This is a genomic window from Actinopolymorpha cephalotaxi (assembly GCF_013408535.1).
Taxonomy (GTDB): domain Bacteria; phylum Actinomycetota; class Actinomycetes; order Propionibacteriales; family Actinopolymorphaceae; genus Actinopolymorpha; species Actinopolymorpha cephalotaxi.
On sequence record NZ_JACBZA010000001.1, the window covers coordinates 1,870,393 to 1,883,740 of the forward strand.

Consider the following 13,348-nt stretch of genomic DNA (forward strand, 5'->3'; position numbering starts at 1 on the left):
TCGGTCACGCGGCTCTCATCGGCTCCGCGCCGCGGTCGTGTCCGGAGCCGTCGGGTCGAGCTCTTCGAGCAGCGTCCGCACCCGGTCCGGGCCGAGCGCCAGCAGCAGGGTGGGCAGCCGCGGCCCGCGGTCGGCGCCCACGAGCAGGCGGTACAGCAACCGGAAGAACCCCCGCTGCGCGTGCTTCACCTCCGCCGTGGCCGGGTCGTCCAGAGTGAGGCCGGCCCGCAGCTTCGGCACGCCGTACACCAGGCGGGTCAGCCCGGTCAGCGTCCAGTCCTCGGTCAGCCGGGACGTCAGCTCCCGCAGTGACGCCGCGTCCTCGGCGGTGAGCGAGGCCAGCAGGTCCTTGTCGGGTTCGGTGCGTACGTGGGTGCGTTCCTCGGCGGGCACCTGCTCGGCCAGCCAGGTCCGGGCCAGGGTCAGCCGCGGCTCGACGTCGTCGACGGTGACGCCCTGTGCGCTGTCGTTCTGTCCACCGTCGTTGTGGGCGGCGTCGTTCTGTGCGCCGTCGTCGAAACCGGCGAGGATCCGGCCCACCTGGGCGGTGTCGCCCGCGGTGACGTCGAGGAGGGACGCCAGGACGCGGAACGACACCCGGCGGCGCGGCCCCGCGACCGGTCCGCGGCTGGTCGTGGTCGACCGGTCGGCGACGTCGCGCTCCCACGGCTGCGCCTGGCCGGCCTCGATACGTGTCGCCAGCCGGTCCCACTCGTCGTACAGCCGGCCCACCTCGGCGCCGAAGTCGATGGTGAACGCCTGGCCCGGCAGCCGCCGGGTGTACAGCCAGCGCAGCACCGCCGGCTCCAGGATTCGCAGGCCGTCCGCAGGGGTCGGCACGCCGCCGGCCGAGCTCGACATCTTCGCCATGCCGCGGATGCCGACGAAGGAGTACGGCAGCGGAACCGGCGGCTCACCACCGAACACCTCGCGGACCACCTGCGCACCGACCGTGAACGAGGACCCGGGGGCGGAGTGGTCGGCGCCGAAGGGTTCGAACGTGACCCGCTCGTGTGCCCAGCGCATCGGCCAGTCGACCTTCCACACCAGCTTGCCGCTGTTGTCCTCGCGCAGGTGCACGCGGTCGCGGTGACCGCAGGCGGCGCAGGCGTAGTCGACCCACGCGCCGGCTGCATCGTAGGACGTCACCTGGGTGGTGTCGCGGCCGCAGCGATGGCAGTACGGCCGGTAGGGGTAGTAGAGGCCTGCCGCCGCGTCGGTGTCGCCGGGGTCGCCGGTGTTGCCGGTCTGTTCCACGTCCCCGGCGTCCCCGGTGTCCCTGGAGTCCCCGGCGTCCCCGGCTCCTGGCCGGGTGCGGTAGCGGCCCAGGATCGCGTCGATGCGGGCGCGTTCGTCGAGGGCGCGCAGGATCGCGTCGGCGTACGTCCCCGAGGCGTACATCGCGGTCTGGCTGATCTCGCGTACCTCGATGCCGAGCGCGTCCATGGCCGCCCGCACGGGGGCCTTGAAGCGTTCGGCCCAGCTGTCGTAGGCGCCGTCGGGGTCGGGTACCGCGGTCAGCGGGCGGCCGACGTGTTCGGTGAACGACGGCGGCAGCCCGGCCGGAACCCTGCGCAGCCGGTCGTAGTCGTCCCAGGACAGCAGGTGGACGCAGTCCCGGCCGCGGCGGCGGATCTCGTCGGCGACCAGGTGGGGGACCATCAGCTCGCGGAGGTTGCCCAGGTGGATCGGACCGGACGGGCTGAGCCCGGAGGCGCACACGACCGGTGCGCCGGGTGCGCGGCGGTCGGCCTCGGCGATCACCTCGTCGGCGGTACGGCTCACCCAGTCACTGCCCTCGATCTCGCTCACCGGGCTCCTCCCGTCGGTTCGGCTGCGGGGCGGGCCGGTGTGCCCAGCACCTCGCGTACCCACTCGGCGACCCCGGCAGCCACCGTGGCCGGATCGGATCGGTGCGTGTCGAACCGCCGGCCGACCTGGGAACGATGCCAGCCGGCGAAACCGAGCTGGCGGGCGACGAACTCGTCGTCGGAACCGCGCCACGCCGGCCGGTCCCGAAGGCGCCGCACCAGTACGTCGTCCGGACAGTCCAGGGCCGCGTGATGGACCGGCCCCACCAGCATCCGGGCAGGTAGCTCGGCCAGCTGCTCGGGAACGATCGTCCCGCACAGCAACGTGGCCAGGCCGTTGCCGGCGAGGCCGTGAGCCAGCTGCAACCAGGTGTTGCGCCAGACGTCCCAGCCGAGTGCGGCGACGTGCAGCGTGAGGTCGACGTCGAACACCGCGCAGCCGGGCAGTCCACCCCCGTCGGCCAGCCTGGTGAGCGCGTCGGTGACGGTGGTCTTCCCGGTGCCGCTCGGGCCGGTCAGGAGGAATACCGGCCGCCTGGTGAAGGGACGCTCCCACCCGCACCGGGGGCACCGGGCCACATCCCGGGTGGCACCAGTGTCGCCCGGGCGCAGGGCGGTCTCCGGGCCGCACTCCATGCAGAACTCCGCCCCAGGCGGTGACGGTGTGGACAGCGTGGGGTCGCCGGCCGATGTGGGGGAGTTCATGGACCGGAACGTTATCGGCGTCCCCGTCGGGGAGTCATCACCTTTTCGGCCTGCCCGGCACAGCGTCCCCGGGAGGCCCGGCCGCAGCCTCCGCCTTCGGTCTACGCGATGCCCGGGCGGGAACGGCGGGAGCGTTCCGACCATTTCCGAGCGGTGTCCAGTAGCTGTGTCAACGGCAGGTTGGCAAGAGAGCCGACCCGAACGTCGGCCGCCGCAAGGTCGAGTTGACGGGTCAGGGCGTTCGGCACCACGACGCAGAACATGCCGGCCCGCTTGGCGGCGGCCACGCCGTTGGGGGAGTCCTCCAGCGCGACCGCACGTGCCGGCTCGACGCCGAGGTCGGCCGTCGCCAGCCGATACAACGCCGGATCCGGCTTGGTGTGCTCCACCTCGTCGCCGGTACGGATGGTGTCGAAGTGGTGCAGCAGACCGCGTTCGGCCAGGTGCCCGTGCACCCAGGCACGGGACGAACTCGACGCCAGGCCGACCCGGAGTCCGTGGTCGCGAGCCTGCCGGAGGTAGTCCTCGACGCCGGGCAGGACGGGCTGGTCGCTGACGAGTTCGCGGATCCGGGCCCGCCGCGCGGTGCGGAGGGCGTCCCGGTCGACGGGGCGGCCGGATGCGCGGTCGAGCGCGGCGTACGGGTCGAAGTGGTGGTCGGCCGTACCGATTCCGCCTGCCCACGTCGCCAGCTCCAGCACGGTGCCGTGGTCGGCGAAGATCTCCTGCCAGGCCTGGAACTCCGGCGTCTCGGTGTCGACCACCAGACCGTCGAAGTCGAACACCAGCGCGCGGATCTCGCTGTGCTGATTCGGCTCGCCGGGCACGCTGTCAGCTGCGAGGGACATGCCGCCCAACCTACCGGTGCCGATCAGCGACGAAGTCGGTGCCGATCAGCCGCGGACGAGCTCCTTGAACCTGCGTCCGCGTTCGGTGAAGTTGCGGAACCAGCCGTAGCTCGCACAGGCCGGCGACAACAGCACCGTGTCGCCGGGCCGGGCCAGCGCACGGGCCGAAGCGACCGCGTCCTCGAACGACGTCGCCCGATGCACGTCCACCGGGCCAGCGTTCTCGTCGGGATGGCTGCCTCCGCCGATCGCGGCGGTCAGTGCGCCGGCGGTCTGCCCGAACACCACCGCGGCCCGGCAGCGTTCCGCGACCCGGGCGCCGAGCGCGTCGAACGGCAGGCCCTTGTCGTAGCCGCCGAGCAGGATCACCAGCGGGCCGGGCAGGGTGTCCAGGGCGGCCAGGGTGCGCTCGGGTGTGGTGGCGATCGAGTCGTCGTAGTAGGCGACGCCGTCGATCTCGGCGACGAACTCCAGCCGGTGCTCCACTCCGGGGAAGCTCACCATGACCTCGGTGGCCGCCTGTGCCCAACCGGGGAAGGCATCCGCGGTGGCGGCGGTGGCCGCGGCGAGGTTGTGCAGCTGGAACCTCCCGGGCAGGCGCCGGCCGCGGACGTCGAGCCGGTGCCCGGCATGCTCGATCACCTCGTCGCCGATCCGGGTGCCGTCGGTCGCGTCGGCCGGGGCGTTCACCCCGAACCACCGTATGGACGGCGCACCGCCGGCAGGGTCGACGCCGAGGTGTCCGGCATGATCTCCGGCGAAATCCCGGGCGAACTCCGCGGCGAACGGGTCGTCGGCGTTCAGCACCCGTACGTCGCCTTCGCGTTGGTGGCTCACGACGGTCTGCTTGGCCTCGACGTAACGCGCCATCGTGCCGTGCCGGTCGAGGTGGTTGGGCGTGATGTTGGTGACGACCGACACCTGTGGGCTCCACCGCAGGGGAGCCAGCCGCTGCAGTTGGAAGCTGGAGAGTTCGAGGACGACGATGTCGTCGGGACCGATCTCGTCGAGGTGGTCCAGCAGGGACACGCCGAGGTTGCCGCCGACCCAGACCCGGCGCGGTCCGCGGGCGAGGATCTCGCCGATCAGCGTGGTCGTGGTGGACTTGCCGTTGGAGCCGGTGATCCCGTAGACCGTGCGCGCCGGGCACAGCTTGACGAAGAGGTTCAGCTCCGTCTCCAGCGCGTGGGGGAGGGCCGGCCAGGGCGACTCGTCGGGTACGCCCGGGCTCACGACCACCAGGTCGGCGCCGGTGAAGTCCTCCTCCCGGTGCCCGCCCAGGTGGAGGTCGACCGGCCAGCCGTCGAGTGCCGCCACCGACTCCCTGAGTTGGTGCGCGTCGGCGAGGTCGGTGACCGTGACCCGTGCACCCGATCGGCAGAGGAACTTCGTCACACCCACGCCCGCGCCGAACAGGCCGAGGCCCATCACGGTGACCCGCGCGCCGGACAGCTTCGGAACGTCGACCAGCATCGGGCCATTGTGCCCGACGCCTACCGTTGCCGCTCCGGGATGGACGTCCGCCGCCACCGTCAAGGCGCCATCGTCAAGGCCCCCCTGACATGGCGTCCCTGACATGGCCTCTCTCACATGGCCTCTCTGACATGGCGTCATTGTCAAGTTGGCCTTGACGGTGGCGGCGGACGTCGGTGAGCGGTCAGTGGACCGGCTGCGCGGCCTCTGCCCGGGTACCGATCTCGTCCCGGATGACGGTCCAGCACGTCTGCAGGTGGGCGAGCCTGCGTTCGACCCGCCGGCCGTGTTCCTCGAGGAGGGTGAGCCGCTCGGCGAGCCTGTCGGGACCGGCGCGGTGGAGATCGGCGTACCTCCGCATCTGTGCCAGCGGCATCTCGGTGTCGCGCATGCACCGCAGCAGTGTCAGCCAGTTGACGTCATCGTCGGAGAACCGGCGTTGCCCGGACTCGGTGCGGTGGATCCCCGTCAGCAGTCCGATTCGTAATAGCGAAGGGTGTCGATGCTGAAGCCTGATCTGTCCGCGGCCTGGCCGGAGGAGTAGGAGGTCACGCAGGAAGGATCGCATCAGTACAGCGGTCAAGGTCAAGACCTTTCGCCCGGAAATGTCTGATTTGTGCTGCACCCGCCGGCCGTGTTGCGCCCTGCGCGTCCGGGCCTGACCGGAGCGTGGAGTTCTGCCCGGCGCCGAGGTGGGAGTTTGACCTTCGGAAACGTGCTCCGGAGGCGGTTCGTACGGCTCAGCAGCCACAGGCGGGGCTTGCCAGTGGGGCGGTGAGCGGGTCCGCCGGCCGCAGGTACCGGCCCTGTGCCGTCTCGACCGCCAGGCCCTCCCGCGCCCAGTACTCGAAGCCGCCGAGCATCTCCTTCACCCGGCGGTTGAGGCGGGCGAACTCCAGGGCGCCCCTGGTCGCGCCGTTGCAGCCGGGTCCCCAGCAGTACGTCACGACGAGGGCTTCGGCCGGGACCAGCCGGGGGCCGTCTGTGGCGATCCGGTCGACGGGCAGGTGGATCGCGCCGGGCAGGTGTCCCTGCGCCCACGCCTCGTCCGACCGCACGTCGACCACGACGAGGCCGGCCACGCCGGCTTCCAGGTCGGCGTGCACGTCGCTCACATCGGTCTCGAAACCCAACCGGGCGGTGAAGTGGGCGACGGCAACGGTGGGCGAGGCGGCCGGCGTGGCGGCGACGGCGGACGAACGAGTGTCCGCGGCGGTGATCACTGGATTGCTCATACCGCTGATCCTGCGGTGCCGTCCGGCCGGGCGACAGTGGCCCGAATGCCGTAGTCCACTAATATCGCGCCATGCATTCAGCGGACCTGAGCGGCCCGGCAGCGGTCACGATCCGGCGCCGTGGACGGGTCGCGGCCGAGGGGCGACGGGTCGTGGTGGTCGCCTACGACGGGATGTCGGTCTTCGAGACCGGCATCGTGACCGAGGTGTTCGGGCTGGAGCGGCCCGAGTTCGATCTCCGGTGGTACGACCTGCGGATCTGTGCCGAGAGGAACCCGGTCCGGCTGGTCGGCGGGGCTGAGCTTTCCGCCGCGCACGGCCTCGCGGAGATCGCGCACGCTCACACGGTGATCGTTCCCGGTGTTCCCGACGTCCACGGCGACCCCTCGCCCGAACTCGTGGCCGCGCTGCGGACCGCGTACCAGCGTGGCGCGCGGATCGTCTCGATCTGCTCCGGCGCGTTCGCGCTCGCCGCGGCCGGCCTGCTCGACAACCGGCCGGCGACGACGCACTGGCAGTACGCCCCGCTGCTGCGGCAGCGGTTTCCCCTGGTGCGGGTGGACGCCGACGTGTTGTACGTCGACGACGGGAACGTTCTCACCAGCGCCGGCAGTGCGGCCGGTGTGGACCTGTGCCTGCATCTGGTACGGCAGGACTTCGGCCCGTCGGTCGCGAACGCGGTTGCCCGGCGGATGGTCGTACCGCCGCACCGTGACGGTGGTCAGGCGCAGTACGTCGAGAGCCCGGTGCCGGACGAACTCGACGACGACCGGATCGCGGCCAGCATGGCGTGGGCGCTGGCGCACCTCGAGGAGGACCTCACGGTGTCGGCGCTGGCCGCCCAGGCGCACATGTCGCGGCGAAGCTACCTGCGGCACTTCCAGCGCTGCACCGGAACCAGCCCCATCCGGTGGCTGATAGTCCAACGTGTACAGGCGAGTCTGCCTCTGTTGGAGCGTGGCGACGCCCCGGTCGAGCAGGTCGCCGCCACGGTCGGCTTCGCCACGGCGGTCACCTTTCGGCACCATTTCGCGAAGACGATGCGGACCTCGCCGTCGGCGTACCGTCGAGCGTTCCGTACCGCCGCGAGGGCTGACGGGTGAGCGTTCGTCGGCCAGATGCGGCAGGGATTCATGGAAGGTTTGGTTTTTACGGTCGTTGAACCTTCTGGTGGACGTCCACCCACTCGGGTGGGATGTACTCCGGGTGGCCGTGGCTGCCCATCCGTACCTGCCAGCCTTTGTGGTGGACGAAGGTGTGGTGTGTCTTGCACAAGAGGACTCCGTTGTCGAGGTCGGTCGGCCCGAAGTCGTCCCAGGCCGTCATGTGGTGGGCGACACAACGCCGCTCGGGCACTTGGCATTCGGGGAAGTGACAGTGGGAACCGTCACGAACCGCGAGTGCCCTGCGTTGCGCTTCGGTGAAGAACCGGTCGGCCATCCCCACGTCGAGGACCTCGCCGTTGCCGCCGAGTACGACGGGGATGATGTTCGCGTCGCACGCCATCCGCCGGACCGTGGCGACCGAGAGCGGCTCCCCGCGCAGGCCGCTGATGCGAGCCGATCCACCACCGCCGCACTTCTGACACCCATCGTGGGGGTCGACGGCAGCCTCCGGCCCCGCCGCACCCTCGTCAGGTTCGGCGTCGTCTTCCGCTCCGAGGTCGCAGTCCTCGGGTCCGGTATGTGGTTCCGGATCCCCGTTGTGTGGTTCGGGTTCCGGATCCCATCGGGGTCCCGGTTCAGCTGGTTGACTTTCCGAGGTAGCTGCCGTGGTCTGCGCGGTAGCGGGAGCCGCCTGCGGACCAACGGTGGCGGTTGGCCTCACACCCGCACCCTTCCCGAGGTCACTCGTCGCGTCCGGGTCACCGGCGCCGGTCGGGTCGCCGGGCTGGATGGGGTCGCTCGTCGCGCCCGGGTCGGTGACTGCTTGGCCCGGCTTGGCGTCGGGCCCGGGGTCGTCGGCGTCCTCGGACGTGGCCGCCTCGGCGTCGTCAGGAGTCTTACCCGGCTTGGTGTTCTCGGCCTGGTCGGGCTTGGCGCTCTCGCTATCGCCGGCACTCTGGCCGGGTTCGGCGGGTGTCGTGCCGCTGCGACTCGCGCCCCGCCCGGACTCCCCGGACTCGCCGGACTCGCCGGACTCGCCGGACTCAGAAGTCTCGCTGCGCTTGGCGTTCTTGCGGGCCTTGCGCTTGGCGTTCTGGCGCTGCGCCTGGCGTTTGGCGTCGGGGGTTTGGCAGCCGCACGGCATGGGGCGGACGGGGTTGAGGTCGTCGATGCTGCCGAACCCGACACCTGCCATCAGCTGCTGCAGGTGGATCAGCACGGTGACACAGTCGCGTCCCCGGCCGCGGTTCGGTGATGCCTCCCACTCGGCCATCGCGGCGATAAGGTCGGCGAACGCGTCGCCTCGGCGTTGGTCCAGGGGGCGGTCGTCGGGTTCGGCGCGTTTGTCGGAGGCGACGAGTGCTTCGATGATCTTGCGGAGTTGTTCCATCTCCAGCACCGGCAGCCTGATCACCACGGTTTCGGAGCCCGGAACACCGTTGGGCCGGTAGAACAGGGACCGGCTGCGTTCGGCGGCGCGTTCGGCGGCGTCGAGTTCCTTGCCCAGCCGCTCCTCCCACTCCTGCGGCGCGATGACCTGGAGGAGGTGGCGGCCGAGGATCCGTACGTCGTCGGGGTTACGCCGCCGCGATTCGTCGATCAGGTAGTCCTCGGCCTTCGCGCGTTGTTCGAGGCTGACCCACTTGGGCAGGTCCTTGATGGCCGCGGCGATGACCTGCGCATGCCGGAACGAGAGTTCGCCACGTGCCAGTGCCCGGGCGGTGAGGGTGATGGTGCGGTCCAGGTCACGGGCCAGCGCGACGGTGGCGTAGGAGTCGTTCTTGCCCATCCGCTGACTGATGCGCAGCCAGGTGGCGGTGGTCGCCGCACCCGTGGTTTTGCCGATGTCGCAGGCGTCGGCCTGGCGGACCAGTTGCAGCTTCAGCGCGGACATCATCGCCTCGTCGGCGCTGTGCAGGTCGAACAACCGGCCCATCCGCTCGGCCCGCAACGACAACTTCGGCGCGGCCAGCGCGTCACCGAGAACGGCGTGGACCTCGAGCAGCGCAGCCTCCAGCCGCTGTTCGGCGTCGATGCCGCCGTCCCAGCCCGGAGGATTCTGCACTGTCGAACTCATGCCCCTCTCCTCGGCTTGGTGTGGGTTCGTAACCAGGGCCGGGAGGGGGGTTGGTGTGGCTGGGTTGGGGTGTGTGGGGCGGGGCGGGGCATGAGAAGACGCGCACGTGGTTGCCCTTAGGTTCTGGGTGTCGAATCCTTAACCGTCTGGAGCAACGCACGTGCGCGTCACCACGGTATTCAACCGCATTCTGGGTTTGTCCGGGGCATCGGTGTGCTCGGTGGACTTCACCACCGACGGCCTCGTTCTTGGCCTTCGCCGCCGGCGTGGCCGCCGCTACCGGTGTGAGTGCGGGTTCTCCACCCGGGCCCGCTATGACATATCCCGCCGCCGCTGGCGCCACCTGGACTTCGGGGCCACCAAGGTGTGGCTGGCCGCCGACATCGCCCGGATCGCCTGCCCGGCGTGTGGAATCCGCACCGAGACCGTGCCCTGGGCGCGGCGCAACGCCCGGCACACCCGCGACTTCCAGGACGTGATCGGCTGGCTGGCCCAGCGCATGGACAAGACGAGCGTGGCCCGGCTGCTGCGGTGCTCGTGGGAGGCGGTGGACCGGGCGGTGAGAATGCTGGTGGCCGACCATCTGCCCACCGACCGGCTGGACGGGCTGTATCGGATCGGGGTGGACGAGATCTCCTACAAACGCGGCCACCACTACCTGACCATCGTCTGCGACCACGACACCGGCCGGGTGGTCTGGGTGACCAAGGACCGCACCCGCAAGGCGTTCGAGGGCTTCTTCACCGCCCTGGGCCCTGACCGCAGCAAACAGCTGACCGCGATCACCATGGACGGCTCCCCGATCTACATGCCCGTCGCCGCACAGAAGGCGCCACAGGCCGCGGTGTGCCTGGACCCCTTCCACGTCATCAAGTGGGCCAACGAAGCCCTCGACAGAGCCCGCCAGGCCAACCCCGCCGTCCCACCACTGCCGGCCGCCCCGGCCAGCCCGGCCAAGCAGCACACCGTCGCTCAGGTCAACGCCCCGGCCAGGGCGTGGCGACGGCTGAAGACAGCGCTGCGCTCAGGCGCTGAAAACCTCACCGACGACCGCCGCGCCCTCATCAACGCCCTGCGCCGCCACAACTACCAGCTCTTCCGCGCCTGGACCCTCAAAGAACAACTACGAGACCTCTACCGCATCCCACCCGAACAGGCCCGCCGCTACCTCCGAAGGTGGATCACCCGCGCGTTCCGATCCACCATCCCCGCGATGCGCCAACTGGCCACCCGCCTGAAGAAGTACTTCCAACAAACCATCGCAGCCGTCGAACTCGGCCTGTCCAACTCACGAGCAGAAGGCATCAACAGCAAAATCCGCGTCATCCAACGCCGCGGCTACGGACACCCAGGACCAGACTCCCTCACCGCCATGATCTACCTCTGCCTCGGCGGAATCACCCTCAACCTCCCCACACAAACCTGAGGAGAGGGACTCATGCACGAATGCTATCGACCACCAGCGACAGGAATCCGTTGTCCACAAAGAGACCCCGAAACAGCGCCGAACCGCTACCTGTGGACAGAAAGCTGGCATCGCTCTGGCATCGCTTACCCGCCGGAGCGTGCTGGAGTGCGCCCGGATCATCGCTGCCCGGATCGCAGGGAGCGCCGAGAGAGCCGAGGGCGACGAGCCTCAGGGCCGCCGAAACACCAGGCAGTAGTCGTTGGTGTACCAGTCCTCGGGGTCGGCCCAGTCGAGAATGACCTCCTGGTCGAACGCGAGTACGCGCGACAGGGCGGCACCCACGTCCCACGCCAGCGGCGAGACACCTGTATCGGTGCGCAGGTTCGACACGTTGACCACCGCGCGCGACTCGGGTCCGCGCAGGAGACCGCCGATCGCCGCGTACACCGCGGTGAGCTCGTCGAGGTAGCGGCCGTAGTCGCCGTCGTCGGTGCGGTAGCCGTTGAGCGGGTTCTCCGGATGGTCCGCCCTCGTCATGTACGGCGGGGAGGTCATCGTGAAGTCGACCGGCGGCAGGTCGAGCTTCGCCAGCCCGCGGGCATCCGCCTCGATGATCGCCGACGGGTCCCGCAGGCGTTCTCGTACGTAGGAGACCCTCCCCGGCAGGATCTCCAGCCCGATCGGCCGCCGGCCCAGCCTCTCCGCGACCACCAGGGTGGTCCCGAACCCGGCGAACGGGTCGAGAACGACGTCGCCGGGGGAGGTGTACGCGGTGAGGAACGCCTCGACCAGTTCCTCGGAGAAGCGGTCGTCGTCGTCCTCGTCGGAGGCGCTGTCGGTCCGGCGAACCCGGGCGGACAGCGGCAGGACGGGCTGCATGCGCTCAGATTCTCATAGCGCCGGTCGTACCCGCACCCGGCCGTGCACCCGGTGGTAACCCCGCCCGGGTCCCGCCCGCGCGGCCTGCGGCAGACTGAGGCCGTGTCGGCGATCGTACGGCTGGAGTCGGCCGAAGACCCTCGGCTGGGCGACTACGCCAACCTCAAGGACGTCACCCTACGGCGGAGTCTGGAGGCCGAGCACGGCCTGTTCCTCGCCGAGGGAGCCAAGGTGATCCGCCGGGCGGTCGCGGCCGGCTACCCCGTCCGGTCGTTCCTGCTGAGTGAACGCTGGCTGGACGGCCTGGCCGACGTCGTGGCGGCCGGCGATGCTCCCTGCTACGTCCTGCCGCCCGACCTCCTGGAGGAGGTCACCGGCTTCGCCGTGCACCGCGGAGCGATCGCGTCCATGGAGCGCCGGCCGCTGCAGTCAGTGGCCGACGTGACCGCGCACGCACGTCGGATCCTGGTGCTCGAGGATGTCGTGGACCACACCAACGTGGGTGCGATCTTCCGTGGCGCGGCCGCGTTCGGGGTGGACGCGATCGTGCTCGCGCCGCGGTGCGCGGACCCGCTGTACCGCCGGTCGGTGAAGGTGTCGATGGGCACCGTGTTCACCTGCCCGTACGCCCGGATGGACAACTGGTACGACGGGCTGGAGGAGTTGCGCGCCGCCGGGTTCAGGCTGGTGGCGCTCACCCCGGCCGACGACGCGGTCGACCTCGACACCCTCGCCGGCGGCGCCGAGCGCGTGGCTTTACTGCTCGGCACCGAGGGCGACGGGCTGTCGGCGCGCTGGCAAGGTCTCGCCGACGTACGCGCCCGGATCCCGATCAGCGCCGAGGTCGACTCGCTCAACGTCGCCGCCGCCGCGGCAGTCGCCTGTTACGTGCTCACCAGGGACGTACCGCCGCGGCCCGCGTGACGCCTGCTCAGGTGTCGGAGTCGAAGTCGCCGCTGACCCAGCCGATGTAGCGGTCGGCGGACCGGCGTACGGCACCCTTCGCGTCCTCCTCCACGACGGCGCCGAAGTTGCCATGCAACCGCTCGAAGTCGTACGGCTCCACCCGGTCCACGATCCGGCGCACGGCAGCGGCGGACAGCGGAATGGAGTTGGGGAAGCTGCGCATGAAGGTCACCCACCGGCGATCTGCCACCGGAAAGATCGTGTCACCGCTGAGCAGAACGCCCCGCCCGCCCGCGCCGGCTGCCCAGTGTGCGACCGAACTGCCCCGGAAGTGGCCGCCTGCCTGGATCAAGGTGATGCCGGGCAGTGGTTCGTGGGTGCCCGACCACAGGCGTACCACCTCGTCGTTACGCCCGAGCCAGCGCCGGTCGGCCTCGTTGACGTACACGGGTACGCCGCTGAACGCGTGGCTCCACTCCACCTGTACCCCGAACATGTGCGGGTGGCTGGACGCGATCGCCGCCAGGCCGCCGAGCGCGGTGATGGCGTCCACCGCGTCCTGGTCCACGAACCCCGCCGGGTCCCACATCAGGTTGCCGGCCTCGGTCTGGACCAGCAGGGTGATCTGGCCGATGCCCACCTTCGGCTCGACGCTCACCCGGTGCAGTCCTGGTTCGTGCGGCCCGACCGGCTCGATGCGAGTGCGGTGGCCGGCCGCGGCCCGGTCCTTCGTGGTGGTCCACGCCTGCCCGGTCGGTGGGACGTACTGCCGCTCGTCGGTGCAGATCGGGCAGGACGAGGGGGGCTCGGGGGTGTCGGCGTACTCCACCGAACAGGTGCCACAGATCCAGTGCGTCATGGCCACCACCCTAGGGAGCGAACGGGTCGCACGACATCCTT

The 13,348-nt window shown here is 70.4% G+C and carries 12 protein-coding genes; 3 read left to right on the forward strand and 9 right to left on the reverse strand.

Annotation, left to right across the window (positions count from 1 at the left end):
• Positions 1 to 15: 15 nt before the first annotated feature.
• The 6 genes from lysS to FHR37_RS08420 all read right to left on the reverse strand — a co-directional run bounded on the left by lysS (position 16) and on the right by FHR37_RS08420 (position 6,072).
• Complete coding sequence (gene lysS, locus FHR37_RS08395) at positions 16 to 1,812, reverse strand: lysine--tRNA ligase (RefSeq protein ID WP_202818173.1); 1,797 nt, start codon at positions 1,810 to 1,812, stop codon at positions 16 to 18.
• On the reverse strand, positions 1,809 to 2,516 hold the full coding sequence (locus FHR37_RS08400; RefSeq protein WP_139239038.1) for an AAA family ATPase: 708 nt from the start codon (positions 2,514 to 2,516) through the stop codon (positions 1,809 to 1,811). Before FHR37_RS08400 ends, lysS begins: the two co-directional genes overlap by 4 nt.
• A 101-nt stretch (positions 2,517 to 2,617) precedes the next feature.
• Positions 2,618 to 3,364, reverse strand: a complete 747-nt coding sequence (locus FHR37_RS08405; RefSeq protein ID WP_092884642.1) for an HAD family hydrolase — start codon at positions 3,362 to 3,364, stop codon at positions 2,618 to 2,620.
• Positions 3,365 to 3,409: 45 nt separating this feature from the next.
• Positions 3,410 to 4,837 carry a UDP-N-acetylmuramoyl-L-alanine--D-glutamate ligase gene (murD, locus tag FHR37_RS08410; protein ID WP_175542600.1) on the reverse strand — a complete coding sequence of 476 codons (1,428 nt, stop codon included), beginning with the start codon at positions 4,835 to 4,837 and terminating at the stop codon, positions 3,410 to 3,412.
• A 184-nt stretch (positions 4,838 to 5,021) separates the two neighbouring features.
• Positions 5,022 to 5,405, reverse strand: a complete 384-nt coding sequence (locus FHR37_RS32375) for a MerR family transcriptional regulator (RefSeq protein WP_269086091.1) — start codon at positions 5,403 to 5,405, stop codon at positions 5,022 to 5,024.
• 172 nt (positions 5,406 to 5,577) lie between these two features.
• Positions 5,578 to 6,072, reverse strand: a complete 495-nt coding sequence (locus FHR37_RS08420; RefSeq protein WP_092884638.1) for a rhodanese-like domain-containing protein — start codon at positions 6,070 to 6,072, stop codon at positions 5,578 to 5,580.
• A gap of 71 nt (positions 6,073 to 6,143) precedes the next feature.
• Between FHR37_RS08420 and FHR37_RS08425 the strand changes: the two genes are divergently transcribed.
• Positions 6,144 to 7,175: a helix-turn-helix domain-containing protein gene (locus FHR37_RS08425; RefSeq protein ID WP_092884636.1), complete on the forward strand. Its 1,032-nt coding sequence runs from the start codon at positions 6,144 to 6,146 to the stop codon at positions 7,173 to 7,175.
• Between the two features lie 46 nt (positions 7,176 to 7,221).
• Here FHR37_RS08425 and FHR37_RS08430 read toward each other — a convergent pair whose 3' ends face one another.
• The gene (locus FHR37_RS08430) at positions 7,222 to 9,255 is read right to left on the reverse strand and encodes an HNH endonuclease signature motif containing protein (protein WP_179770987.1); all 2,034 of its coding nucleotides are present in this window, start codon (positions 9,253 to 9,255) and stop codon (positions 7,222 to 7,224) included.
• A 160-nt stretch (positions 9,256 to 9,415) separates the two neighbouring features.
• Here FHR37_RS08430 and FHR37_RS08435 point away from each other — a divergent pair, with 160 nt between their 5' ends.
• Complete coding sequence (locus tag FHR37_RS08435; RefSeq protein ID WP_179770988.1) at positions 9,416 to 10,681, forward strand: ISL3 family transposase; 1,266 nt, start codon at positions 9,416 to 9,418, stop codon at positions 10,679 to 10,681.
• A 210-nt stretch (positions 10,682 to 10,891) separates the two neighbouring features.
• Here the strand turns inward: FHR37_RS08435 and FHR37_RS08440 are convergent, their stop codons facing one another.
• Complete coding sequence (locus tag FHR37_RS08440; RefSeq protein WP_092889948.1) at positions 10,892 to 11,542, reverse strand: DNA methyltransferase; 651 nt, start codon at positions 11,540 to 11,542, stop codon at positions 10,892 to 10,894.
• Positions 11,543 to 11,644: 102 nt separating this feature from the next.
• Between FHR37_RS08440 and FHR37_RS08445 the strand changes: the two genes are divergently transcribed.
• Positions 11,645 to 12,466, forward strand: coding sequence for a TrmH family RNA methyltransferase (locus tag FHR37_RS08445; protein WP_092889951.1), 822 nt, complete (start codon positions 11,645 to 11,647; stop codon positions 12,464 to 12,466).
• Between the two features lie 7 nt (positions 12,467 to 12,473).
• On the opposite strand, the gene FHR37_RS08450 is transcribed toward FHR37_RS08445, so the two are convergent.
• Positions 12,474 to 13,307: an MBL fold metallo-hydrolase gene (locus FHR37_RS08450; protein WP_092890052.1), complete on the reverse strand. Its 834-nt coding sequence runs from the start codon at positions 13,305 to 13,307 to the stop codon at positions 12,474 to 12,476.
• Positions 13,308 to 13,348: the final 41 nt, after the last annotated feature.

Coding starts and splice junctions, on each gene's coding strand:
- FHR37_RS08400 (WP_139239038.1), bottom strand. CDS start 2,516: ATGAACTCCCCCACATCGGCCGGCGACCCCACGCTGTCCACACCGTCA.
- FHR37_RS08405 (WP_092884642.1), bottom strand. CDS start 3,364: ATGTCCCTCGCAGCTGACAGCGTGCCCGGCGAGCCGAATCAGCACAGC.
- murD (WP_175542600.1), bottom strand. CDS start 4,837: ATGCTGGTCGACGTTCCGAAGCTGTCCGGCGCGCGGGTCACCGTGATG.
- FHR37_RS32375 (WP_269086091.1), bottom strand. CDS start 5,405: ATGCGATCCTTCCTGCGTGACCTCCTACTCCTCCGGCCAGGCCGCGGA.
- FHR37_RS08420 (WP_092884638.1), bottom strand. CDS start 6,072: ATGAGCAATCCAGTGATCACCGCCGCGGACACTCGTTCGTCCGCCGTC.
- FHR37_RS08425 (WP_092884636.1), top strand. CDS start 6,144: ATGCATTCAGCGGACCTGAGCGGCCCGGCAGCGGTCACGATCCGGCGC.
- FHR37_RS08430 (WP_179770987.1), bottom strand. CDS start 9,255: ATGAGTTCGACAGTGCAGAATCCTCCGGGCTGGGACGGCGGCATCGAC.
- FHR37_RS08440 (WP_092889948.1), bottom strand. CDS start 11,542: ATGCAGCCCGTCCTGCCGCTGTCCGCCCGGGTTCGCCGGACCGACAGC.
- FHR37_RS08450 (WP_092890052.1), bottom strand. CDS start 13,307: ATGACGCACTGGATCTGTGGCACCTGTTCGGTGGAGTACGCCGACACC.